Below are 10669 nucleotides of genomic sequence, written 5' to 3' on the forward strand. Positions count from 1 at the left end.
GTCCCCTCTCCCCGTCAAAACGGGGAGAGGGTTAGGGTGAGGGGCAATCACACATCATCGCCGCCATTGGAAATCACGCGGCGGCGAATTCCGCCGTATCGTAGCGGTAGGTGGTCGAGCAGAATTCGCAGGTGACGGCGATCTGGCCGTCTTCCTGGCTCGCCTCGATCTCTTCGGCCGTGAAGCCTTCGAGCACGCTCTTGATCTTCTCGCGCGAGCAGCTGCAACGGTCATGGACCGTCTGCGGCTCATAGACCCTTACCCCGCGCTCGTGGAACAGGCGGAAGAGCAGGCGTTCGATCGCGACCTGCGGGTCCGTCAGCTCATCCGTATCGATGGTTTCCACCAGCGTGCTGGCTTCCGCCCAGGCATCGTCGGTCGCAAGATCGCTATCGCGCTCGTCGCCGTCCCCACCGTGCAGGTCCGGCTGGCGCATCCGCTCCGGCGCCTGCGGCAGGAATTGCGCGACCAGGCCGCCGGCACGCCAGTTATGACGCGGCCGGCCTTCCTCATCGCGATCGAAAAGCTCGGCGACCCCGAGGCGCACCTTGGTCGGGATCTGCTCCGACTGGCGAAAATAAACGCCGGCGATCTCTTCCAGCGAGGAACCGTCGAGCGGCACGATGCCCTGATAGGGCTGCATGCCCCGCCCCTGATCGATGGTGAAGGCGAGCACGCCACGGCCGAGCAGCTCCGGCGGTGAGATCTTGCCCTCCTCGATGGCAGTGCCAAGCGCTTCCTCGTCATAGCGGGCATAGGCGCGCAGGGCATCGGGCGTGGAAAAATCGGCGACCAGCAGATCGACCGGGCCATCGCCCTTGGTCTGCACCGTGAACTTGCCATCGAACTTCAGGGACGTGCCGAGAAGCGCGGTCAGCACCACGGCCTCGGCCAGCAGGCGCGCAACCGGCGGCGGATAATCGTGACGGCCGAGGATCGCGTTCAACAGCGGCCCAAGCTGCACCGCCCGCCCACGCACGTCGAGCCCCTCAACCTGAAAGGGAACGACACGGTCGTCTCCGGCGAGGTTCAGATCGTTCAGTTCCACAGTCGCTTCCGCCATGACTCTACTCCTTGCCGCCGACCCGAATCCGAGTTTTACACATGCGCAAAGCCGAGCGGAACCCGCCAAGCGGCACGAAAAAGGGTCGACGATGTCGATTGATGGAACGCCGCCGGCTCTTCCAAGCACGGCGGGTTCGGAAAGCCGTCAGATGGGACCTGCGGCCAAAAAATTCAAGACGCGGCCAAACCCAGGGTCAAACCAGGCCGAAGCACCACGCGAGAATGGATTTCTGCGCGTGCAGCCGGTTCTCCGCCTCATCGAAAACCACCGACTGCGGACCATCGATCACCTCGTCGGTGACCTCTTCGCCGCGGTGAGCGGGCAGGCAGTGCATGAAGAGGGCGTCCTTGTCCGCATGCTTCATCAGGGCGTCGTTGACCTGATAGGGCTGGAAGATGTTGTGGCCCCGCGCCCGGTGCTCCTGGTTCATCGACACCCAGGTATCGGTGACCACGCAATGGGCTCCCTCGACGGCGCGCTCGGCATCATGGCAGAGCATGATATCGCCGCCGTTGTCGCGCGCCCAGTTCAGGAACTTGTCATGCGGTTCGGAGCCCATCGGCACGGCCATGTTCATGCGGTAACCGAAGCGGGCGGAACCTTCCACCAGGGAGTGCAGCACATTGTTGCCGTCGCCGGTCCAGGCGATCGTCTTGCCGGCGATCGGACCGCGATGCTCCTCGAAGGTCATGATATCGGCCATGATCTGGCAGGGATGCGTATCGTCCGTCAGCGCATTGATGACCGGCACCGTGGCGTGCTCCGCCATTTCAAGGAGGCGGGAGTGATCGGTGGTGCGGATCATGATCGCATCGACGTAGCGCGAAAGCACTTTCGCCGTATCGCCGATGGTCTCGGCCCGGCCGAGCTGCATTTCCGTGCCGGACAGGAAGAGGGTCTCGCCGCCGAGCTGGCGCATGCCGACATCGAAGGAGACACGGGTGCGGGTGGAAGGCTTTTCGAAGATCATCGCCAGCATCTTGCCGGCCAGCGGCTTTTCAGCCGTACCCGCCTTGGTCGCCTGCTTGCGGCTCTTGGCATCCTCGAGGATGGAGCGCAGGTCCGGCGAGGACATGGCGGAAAGATCGATAAAGTGCTTCGGTGCTGCCATTTCCAATTGTTCCCTTGAAGAGGGAACAGAAAATGCTCCCCTCCGAATGCCCTCAGGCCGATTTCTTCATGCGGGCGGCGGAGAGCTTTTCCGCCGCTTTTTCGATACGGGCAAGACCCTCGCGAGCCTCCTCCGCCGTTACCACCAGCGGCGGCAGAAGCCGGATGACGTTGTCGCCTGCCGGAACGCCGAGGATGTGCTCGTCGCGCATCGCCAGCAGGAGTTCGGAGGACGGCACCTTGGCCTTGATGCCGAGCATCAGCCCTTCGCCGCGGATTTCCTCCACGATATCCGGAAAGCGGTCCTTGAGGCTTGCCAGGCCCTGGCGAAAGACCAGCGCCACATCCCGGACGTGATCGAGGAAACCATCTTCCAGCACGACATCCAGGACAGCATTGCCGACCGCCATGGCGAGCGGGTTGCCGCCATAGGTCGTGCCGTGCGTACCGGCGACCATGCCGGAAGCGGCATCCGCCGTCGCGAGGCAGGTGCCGAGCGGAAAGCCGCCGCCGATACCCTTGGCGACCGCCATGATATCCGGCGTCACGCCTGCCCACTCATGGGCGAAGAGCTTGCCGGTGCGGCCGACGCCGCACTGCACCTCGTCGAAGATCAGAAGAACGCCATTATCGTCGCAAAGTGCGCGCAGCGCCCGCAGGAAATCCTTGGAAACCGTGCGCAGACCGCCCTCGCCCTGCACCGGCTCGATGAGGATGGCCGCGGTCGCCTCGGTGACAGCCGCCTTCAAAGCCGGGAGATCGTCGAAGGGAACCTGGTCGAAGCCCTGGACCTTCGGGCCGAAGCCTTCGAGATATTTCGCCTGACCGCCGGCGGCGATCGTCGCCAGAGTGCGGCCGTGGAAGGCGCCCTCGAAGGTGACGATATGGAACCTCTCCGGGTGCCCCTTGGAATACTGGTAGCGGCGCGCCGTCTTGATCGCGCATTCCAGGGCTTCCGCGCCGGAATTGGTGAAGAAGACCTTATCCGCGAAGGTCGCGGCGGTCAGCCGGCGGGAGAGCGTTTCCTGGCCCGGAACCTCATAGAGGTTCGACAGGTGCCAGACCTTCTCCGCCTGGCTCTTCAAGGTCTCCACCAAGTGAGGATGGGCGTGGCCCAGCGAGTTCACCGCGACGCCAGCCGCAAAATCGAGATAGCGCTCGCCCGTCTCCGTGAACAGCCAGACCCCTTCGCCTCGCTCGAAGCGCAGAGGCGCCCGTGCATAGGTGTCGTAGAGCGCGGCTTCGGCCATGGCGACATTTCTCCTTCGGCAATCGCGTTTCGTATCAGGCGATCTCGGTGGCAAAAAAATCAAAAATGCCGCCCGGAGGGCGGCGCGGGCACTATCCCCATTTCGGGGATTGATGTCAATAAAAGCTCGGCATTTTCGGGCTATCGGCGGCACATGCCGCAACCGCCACCTGTGACAAAAAAGACTCTCCCCGAAAGCAAGTTGGGGAAAACCCCGAAATCGATTCCCGCAGATTCCTCCGACTCTTGCCACGGAGTCAGCCTCACACTAGGTTAAACATCAATTACTAGACTGCATGCGGCGGAACTAGTCACCCAACGTATAGATGTAGTGGCTGGCTCGAATGACTTCGAGCCAAGGGTGAAGGATTCTGCCTGCCGGCAACGTCCAAAGGCGGAGAACGGGCATGAACTGGACAGACGAACGCGTCGAGAAACTCAAGAGACTGTGGTCGGAAGGCCTGAGCGCAAGCCAGATCGCGGCGCAGCTCGGCGGAGTAAGCCGCAACGCGGTGATCGGCAAGGTTCACCGGCTCAGCCTGCCCGGCCGCGCAAAGGCCGGCGGCACCGTGGCCACGAACCGCGCCACCAAGCGCACCACATCCGCTCCGCGCGCTCCGAACTATGCGTCCCGGGTTACCACCCGCACGGTTGCCCGCGCTGTCGGCGCGACCATGCTGAAGGAAGAGATCGAGATCGATACGGCCGAGGAGATGGAATTCATCCCCGCGCGCAACGTGGTGGTGCCGATCTCCCGCAGGCTCTCGCTGACGGAGCTGACGGAACGCACCTGCAAATGGCCGGTCGGCGACCCGCTCAAGGAAGGTTTCCACTTCTGCGGTTGCGACAGCCCGGATTCCTCGCCCTATTGCAACTATCATGCCCGCCTTGCCTACCAGCCAGTGCATGATCGCCGCAAGGCAGCGGCCCGGGCCTAAGTTTTTGCTTATGTCGTTTTCGCAAAACCGCTTCACACTTTTGCGCGACATGCTCTAAGCTTGGCACTACCGAACCGAATGCGACATCGAAGCCGTCCAAACCCGTTTGGACGGCTTTTTCTTTCGAGGACTTGCAAGGGACCTGAAAGATGGAAGTGACCGACCTCGACACATACCGCGCCGCTATCATCGCGGCCTTTCCCGATCTCGCCGGCTCCTCCTTTCGGCTCGCCATGGCCGGGTGGGATTCCGTGGCGGTGGATGTCGACGATCGCTGGATCTTCAAGTTTCCGCGACACGAGGCCGGAAAAGAGGGGCTGTTGCGCGAAGCCGGATTGCTGGCGGTGATCCGGCACGCCGTTTCGCTGCCTGTGCCGGATTTACGCATCCACCCCAGCCCGCCGCTTTTCTCGAGACACGAAAAGCTTTCGGGCGAGCATCTGGTGACGGCGGAATATGACGCGCTTCCCGAAGCGGCCAGGGAGAAACTCGGCCAGGCGCTCGGGCTTTTCTATGCGGAGCTCCATAGGATCGACGACCGGCGCATGACCGAGGCCGGCGCAAGGCCCATCAAGCCCTGGTTCCCGCCTGCCGAAATCCGCGCCAAGGCCCTGCCCGCCTTGCCGGAGGAACTGCGCGCGCTTGGTGCCTCGACAATCGACGCTTTCGAAGCCCTGGAGCCGGACCCCTACGGCGAGACTTACGGCTTTTTCGACGGCCATGGCTGGAACATGGCCTTCGACCACGAGCACCAGGAACTGAACGGCATCTACGACTTCGCCGATTCCGGCTTCGGACCGCTGCACCAGGAGTTCATCTATTCCAATCTCGTCTCATCGGACCTGACGGAGCGGATCATTACCGCCTACGAGGCGGAGACGGGACGGAGGATCGACCGCAAGCGGGTCGCGGTCCTTTCCGGCATGCACCGGCTTTCCGAGCTCGCCGAACTTGCCGACGACCCCGAGCACGCCCCGACGATGATCCGGAGCGCGGAATTCTGGGCAAGGTCCGTCATGGGCTTCAAGTCAAACACCCGGCCGCTGTAAGCAGCCGGGCGAGGCTCAAGCCTCCATGGAATAGCCCGCGCCGCGGACGGTGCGGATGACATCCTGCATGTTGGAAAAATTGAGCGCCTTGCGCAGGCGGCCGACATGCACGTCCACGGTCCGCTCATCCACGTAGATATCGTGCCCCCAGACGCCATCGAGAAGCTGGGAGCGCGAGAAGACGCGGCCGGGCGATGCCATCAGGAATTCCAGGAGGCGGAATTCCGTCGGACCGAGGCGCACTTCGCGGCTCTTGCGGTGGACGCGATGTGTCTCCCGGTCGAGCTCGATATCGCCGCAGCGCAGGACGCTGGAGAGCACTTCCGGGCGGGCGCGACGCAACATGGCCTTTACGCGGGCCATCAGTTCGGGCGTCGAGAACGGCTTCACGACATAATCGTCCGCTCCCGTCGCGAGGCCGCGCACCCGCTCGCTTTCCTCACCGCGGGCCGTCAGCATGATGATCGGAAGCCGCTCCGTTTCCGGCCGCATGCGCAGCCGGCGGCAAAGCTCGATGCCGGAAACGCCCGGCAGCATCCAATCGAGGACCAGGAGGTCCGGCACACGTTCCTGCAATCTCAACTCGGCTTCGTCACCGCGCAGGATGGTATCGACCTCGTAGCCCTCGGCTTCGAGATTGTAGCGAAGAAGCACGCTCAGCGCTTCTTCGTCTTCCACGACCACGATCTTGGGCTGCATTCTCACCTCTACTCCGTCAGCATTCACTCATTGGTCAGGACTGCGCCGACGGTATTCGACGTGTCATCCTTCGGACGTTCTCCCTCCGGCTGGGCGCCGGTGGCCATGTAGTAGATGGTCTCGGCAATGTTGGTCGCATGGTCGCCGATGCGCTCGATGTTCTTGGCGCAGAACAGGAGGTGCGTGCAGGTGGTGATGTTGCGCGGGTCTTCCATCATGTAGGTGAGGAGTTCGCGGAACAGCGACGTATACATCGCGTCGATCTCCTCGTCGCGCTGGCGGATGGCCTCGGCCTTCTGCACGGAGCGATTGGAGAAGACGTCGAGCACTTCCTTCAATTGAACGAGCGCGAGTTCGGAAAGGTGCTCGATACCGCGGGCGAGCTTGCGCGGGACCCCGGTGCCTTGAACCGCGATGACGCGCTTGGCGGTATTCTTGCCGAGATCGCCGACGCGCTCCAGGTCGGCAGCGATGCGCAGCGTGCCGACGATTTCGCGCAGATCGGCGGCCATCGGCTGGCGCTTGGCGATCGTGACGATCGCCTTGTCCTGGATCTCCCGCTCGGCGTGATCGAGGATCACGTCGTCCGAGATGACCTTCTGGGCGAGCGCCGTATCGGAATTGACGAGCGCGCGGACGGCATCCGCGCACATCTGCTCGGCAAGGCCGCCCATTTCGGAGATGCGGCGCGTCAGGTATTTCAGCTCTTCGTCATAAGCCGACAGGATATGTGTCGAAGCCATGGTCTTATCCTCAAAATTCGGGGGTCACCACCAGCGCCCGATCAGCCGAAGCGGCCCATGATGTAATCCTGGGTGCGCTGGTCATCCGGATTGGTGAACATCTTGTCGGTATCGTTCTCCTCGACGAGCTGGCCGAGATGGAACATCGCGGTGCGCTGGGAAACGCGCGCAGCCTGCTGCATGGAGTGCGTCACGATGACGATCGTGTAGTTGGCGCGAAGCTCGTGGATCAGTTCCTCGACCTTGGCGGTGGCGATCGGGTCGAGCGCCGAGCAGGGCTCGTCCATCAGGATGACTTCCGGCGAGACGGCGACGGCGCGGGCGATGCAAAGACGCTGCTGCTGACCGCCCGAAAGGCCCGTACCGGATTCGTGCAGGCGATCCTTCACTTCCGACCAGAGGCCGGCACGCTGCAGGCTCGCCTCGACCACCTGGTCCATATCCGCCTTGTTTCTGGCAAGCCCATGGATGCGCGGACCATAGGCGATGTTCTCGTAGATCGACTTCGGGAACGGGTTAGGCTTCTGGAAGACCATGCCGACGCGGGCACGAAGTTCGACGACATCGATTTCCTTGTCGTAGATATCGTCCGTATCGAGCGTGATCTTACCCGTCACCCGGCAGTTTTCGATCGTGTCATTCATGCGGTTGAGGCAGCGCAGGAAGGTGGACTTGCCACAACCGGAGGGGCCGATCAGCGCCGTCACCGTATTTTCCCGGACGTTCAGGTTCACGTCGAAAAGCGCGCGCTTCTCGCCGTAATACACAGAAACATCCTTGCCGATCATCTTGTGGGAAACATCACTCATCTTCTGTTCCAACGCCTTCTCAACTGCGGCTTCCGACATCATGTTCATCGTGTCTACTCCTTCTACCAGCGCCGCTCAAACCGGCGCCGCAAGAGAATTGCGCCGACATTCATAACCAGGAGGAACAGGAGCAGGATGATGATCGCTCCGGAGGTCCGTTCCACGAAGGCACGTTCCGCCTCGTTCGCCCACATGTAGATCTGCACCGGCAGCGCCGTCGAAGGATCGAGCGGCGTGGTCGGATAGTTTGCCACGAACGCCACCATGCCGATCAAGAGCAGGGGCGCAGTTTCGCCGAGCGCATGCGCAAGGCCGATGATCGTGCCGGTCAGGATGCCTGGCATGGCGAGCGGCAGCACGTGGTGGAAGATCGTCTGCATCTTCGACGCGCCGAGGCCGAGAGCCGCAGCGCGGATCGACGGCGGCACTGCCTTCAGCGCCGCGCGGGTGGCGATGATGATGGTCGGCAACGTCATCAGCGTCAGGACGAGGCCGCCGACCAGCGAAGCCGAGCGCGGCAGCCCCATGAAGTTGATGAAGACGGCGAGGCCGAGAAGACCGTAGACGATCGAGGGAACGGCCGCGAGATTGTTGATGTTCACCTCGATCAGATCGGTGAACCTGTTCTTCGGGGCGAACTCCTCAAGATAGATCGAGGCGGCAACCCCGATCGGCAGCGCGAGCACCAGGACGATCAGCATCATGTAGAAGGAGCCGATCAGCGCCACGCCGACGCCGGCGGCTTCCGGACGGCTGGAGGCGCCGTTCACGAAGATGCCGGCGTTGAACTGCTTGGCGAGCGCGCCGCTCGCCGAAAGCTCGTTCATCCAGCCGACCTGGCGATCGCTGATACGGCGGTTCTGCTCGCCGACCGTCAGATCGACCTGCCCCTTGAAGATCGAGTCTACATTGCCGTGCGCAAGCAGGGAAACGGTCTGCGTGGTGCCGATGATGGCCGGATTGGCGATGACCATATCACGGAGCTGCGTGCGGATGCTGTCCGAGATCAGACCGTTCACCTCGCGAAGCGCCGCGCGGTCATCGGTCGAAACTCCGAGTACCTTGGCGAGCGCGTTGCGCGCCACGTTCGGATAGTTGGCGGTCATCAGCTTGCGGGGATCGGTCTGCCGCTCGTTATCCGGATCGATGATCTGCTCGGAGAACTCCACCGGAATGGTGATCGTGGTCTGCTGGAAGGCCGTATAGCCCTTCGAAACAACCGACCACAGGAGCAGGAAGAGGAAGAGGAGGCCAAAGGAAATGGCCGCAATTCCATAGGCGCGGAAACGTCGCTCGGCGGCGTAGCGGCGCTTGATGCCGATATCGCGCCGCGGGGGTGCCGCGCTGGCCGGTATCGCTGCGGGAGTGATTGCGTCGGTCATTCGTACTGCTCCCGGTATTTGCGGACGATATAGAGCGCATAGATGTTGAGGCAGAGCGTGATGGTGAAGAGCGTGATGCCCAGTGCGAAGGCAACCAGCGTCTGCGGCGAGGTGAACTCGAGGTCGCCCGTCAACTGGCTGACGATCTTGACCGTCACGGTCGTCATCGGCTCGAAGGGATCGAACTGCATGCGCGCGGCAACGCCCGCGGCAAGAACCACGATCATGGTTTCGCCGATGGCGCGCGAGGCCGTCATCAGGATGGCGCCGACGATGCCCGGCAGGGCCGCCGGAAGCACGACGCGCTTGATGGTCTCCGACTTGGTGGCGCCGAGCCCCAGCGAACCGTCGCGGAGCGCGCGGGGGACCGCCGTGATGATGTCGTCCGAAAGGGAGGACACATAGGGGATCAGCATGATGCCCATCACGAAGCCCGCCGTGATGACGCTCTGGGCCTGGATGAAGTTCTGGTAGTTGCCGGTCGCAAGCTCGTTGATCTGCGCGGAGATATCGCGCAGGAACGGGCCGACCGTGGTGAGCGCGAAAAAGCCGTAGACGATGGTCGGGATGCCGGCGAGCACTTCGAGCAGCGGTTTTGCCACCGAGCGGAACCGCGGGGATGCGTATTCCGCCATGTAGATCGCCGAGAAAAGGCCGACCGGAACGGCGACCGCCATGGCCACGGCGCCGATATAGAGCGTGCCGGCCAAGAGCGGGATCAAACCAAACTGGCCTGCGGAGTCGGCCGCGCCGGCAGCCGCGAAGCGCGGGTCCCAGACGGTGCCGAAGAAGAATTCGGAGGCCGGCACCATGGTGAAGAACTGGATCGCCTCGGACAGCATCGAGAAGACGATGCCGACGGTCGTCAGGATGGCGATGGAGGAGGCGACGACCAGCGCACCGAGAATGACCTTTTCGACCTGATTACGGGCGCGGAAACGGGGCGCGATTCTTCGATAGGCAAGCAGCAGCCCGCCGATCGCAACAGCCAGCACGGTGGCGATCATGCCGAAGCGGCTCGTGGCACTCAGGCCATTTAGGGTCTGCGCAGCCTCTATCATATAGGGCTCGGGATCGCCGGCGATCGCCACGCCCCTGCTCGCCAGAAGCGGCCGGACATCCGCCGTACCCGCCGTCACCTGCTCCCGCTCCTCGGGCGTCAGAACCTGCAGCCCGCGCGCGATCGTGCTGACCATGCCATAAGCGAGGCTCTGGGACGCTTGCGGCTGCGCACGCACTTCTTCGGGAAATTCGCTGCGGACGGCCGAGTTGACGAGCAGCGGGCTGATGGCCAACCACAGGGCAAGAACAAGAGCTGCCGGGAGAAGCGCCCAGATCAGGACATAGGAACCGTAATAGCCCGGCCGCGAATGCATGTCGGACGAACGGCCTCCGGCAAGCGCAACCGCCCGGCGCGTGCCCGCGAGATAACTGGCAATGCCGATCAACGCCAGGATCAGCAAAAGGATCGAAGTATTCATAAGAAGCTTCCTCGGCATGCCATGCGCCGACATTCACGATGCCATGGCGCGTCAATAGCTGTTTCCGGAGCACAGCCGGCGATGACAATACTTGAGATCTTTATCGTGCCGCAGCCGGCAAAACCCGGGGGGGCCGGTCAAGG

At 62.9% G+C, this 10669-nt stretch carries 10 protein-coding genes; 2 read left to right on the forward strand and 8 right to left on the reverse strand.

Annotated elements, in window-relative coordinates; translation table 11 throughout:
* Positions 1 to 73 precede the first annotated feature (73 nt).
* The 3 genes from ACE04I_RS15350 to ACE04I_RS15360 all read right to left on the reverse strand — a co-directional run bounded on the left by ACE04I_RS15350 (position 74) and on the right by ACE04I_RS15360 (position 3426).
* Positions 74 to 1063: an Hsp33 family molecular chaperone gene (locus tag ACE04I_RS15350; protein WP_046794160.1), complete on the reverse strand. Its 990-nt coding sequence runs from the start codon at positions 1061 to 1063 to the stop codon at positions 74 to 76.
* 196 nt (positions 1064 to 1259) lie between these two features.
* Positions 1260 to 2177, reverse strand: coding sequence for an ornithine carbamoyltransferase (gene argF, locus ACE04I_RS15355; protein WP_046794159.1), 918 nt, complete (start codon positions 2175 to 2177; stop codon positions 1260 to 1262).
* A 52-nt stretch (positions 2178 to 2229) separates the two neighbouring features.
* Positions 2230 to 3426 carry an aspartate aminotransferase family protein gene (locus tag ACE04I_RS15360; protein WP_046794158.1) on the reverse strand — a complete coding sequence of 399 codons (1197 nt, stop codon included), beginning with the start codon at positions 3424 to 3426 and terminating at the stop codon, positions 2230 to 2232.
* A gap of 406 nt (positions 3427 to 3832) precedes the next feature.
* Between ACE04I_RS15360 and ACE04I_RS15365 the strand changes: the two genes are divergently transcribed.
* Together ACE04I_RS15365 and ACE04I_RS15370 are read left to right on the forward strand one after the other, a co-directional pair.
* On the forward strand, positions 3833 to 4363 hold the full coding sequence (locus ACE04I_RS15365; RefSeq protein ID WP_046794157.1) for a GcrA family cell cycle regulator: 531 nt from the start codon (positions 3833 to 3835) through the stop codon (positions 4361 to 4363).
* A 155-nt stretch (positions 4364 to 4518) separates the two neighbouring features.
* Complete coding sequence (locus ACE04I_RS15370) at positions 4519 to 5412, forward strand: phosphotransferase family protein (protein WP_046794348.1); 894 nt, start codon at positions 4519 to 4521, stop codon at positions 5410 to 5412.
* Between the two features lie 15 nt (positions 5413 to 5427).
* On the opposite strand, the gene phoB is transcribed toward ACE04I_RS15370, so the two are convergent.
* Genes phoB through pstC form a run of 5 tightly spaced genes read right to left on the reverse strand, consistent with a single transcriptional unit; the run spans position 5428 to position 10526 of the window.
* Positions 5428 to 6111: a phosphate regulon transcriptional regulator PhoB gene (phoB, locus tag ACE04I_RS15375; protein WP_046794156.1), complete on the reverse strand. Its 684-nt coding sequence runs from the start codon at positions 6109 to 6111 to the stop codon at positions 5428 to 5430.
* Positions 6112 to 6134: 23 nt separating this feature from the next.
* Positions 6135 to 6854, reverse strand: a complete 720-nt coding sequence (gene phoU, locus ACE04I_RS15380) for a phosphate signaling complex protein PhoU (RefSeq protein WP_046794155.1) — start codon at positions 6852 to 6854, stop codon at positions 6135 to 6137.
* A gap of 41 nt (positions 6855 to 6895) precedes the next feature.
* The gene (pstB, locus tag ACE04I_RS15385; protein ID WP_046794154.1) at positions 6896 to 7711 is read right to left on the reverse strand and encodes a phosphate ABC transporter ATP-binding protein PstB; all 816 of its coding nucleotides are present in this window, start codon (positions 7709 to 7711) and stop codon (positions 6896 to 6898) included.
* Positions 7712 to 7725: 14 nt separating this feature from the next.
* Positions 7726 to 9045, reverse strand: coding sequence for a phosphate ABC transporter permease PstA (pstA, locus tag ACE04I_RS15390; RefSeq protein WP_046794153.1), 1320 nt, complete (start codon positions 9043 to 9045; stop codon positions 7726 to 7728).
* Complete coding sequence (gene pstC, locus ACE04I_RS15395) at positions 9042 to 10526, reverse strand: phosphate ABC transporter permease subunit PstC (protein ID WP_487207267.1); 1485 nt, start codon at positions 10524 to 10526, stop codon at positions 9042 to 9044. The genes pstA and pstC overlap by 4 nt, the downstream gene beginning before the upstream one ends.
* Positions 10527 to 10669 lie beyond the last annotated feature (143 nt).

Source organism: Rhizobium moroccans, from assembly GCF_057559155.1.

Coding starts and splice junctions, on each gene's coding strand:
- ACE04I_RS15350 (WP_046794160.1), bottom strand. CDS start 1,063: ATGGCGGAAGCGACTGTGGAACTGAACGATCTGAACCTCGCCGGAGAC.
- argF (WP_046794159.1), bottom strand. CDS start 2,177: ATGGCAGCACCGAAGCACTTTATCGATCTTTCCGCCATGTCCTCGCCG.
- ACE04I_RS15360 (WP_046794158.1), bottom strand. CDS start 3,426: ATGGCCGAAGCCGCGCTCTACGACACCTATGCACGGGCGCCTCTGCGC.
- ACE04I_RS15365 (WP_046794157.1), top strand. CDS start 3,833: ATGAACTGGACAGACGAACGCGTCGAGAAACTCAAGAGACTGTGGTCG.
- phoB (WP_046794156.1), bottom strand. CDS start 6,111: ATGCAGCCCAAGATCGTGGTCGTGGAAGACGAAGAAGCGCTGAGCGTG.
- phoU (WP_046794155.1), bottom strand. CDS start 6,854: ATGGCTTCGACACATATCCTGTCGGCTTATGACGAAGAGCTGAAATAC.
- pstB (WP_046794154.1), bottom strand. CDS start 7,711: ATGAACATGATGTCGGAAGCCGCAGTTGAGAAGGCGTTGGAACAGAAG.
- pstA (WP_046794153.1), bottom strand. CDS start 9,045: ATGACCGACGCAATCACTCCCGCAGCGATACCGGCCAGCGCGGCACCC.
- pstC (WP_487207267.1), bottom strand. CDS start 10,526: ATGAATACTTCGATCCTTTTGCTGATCCTGGCGTTGATCGGCATTGCC.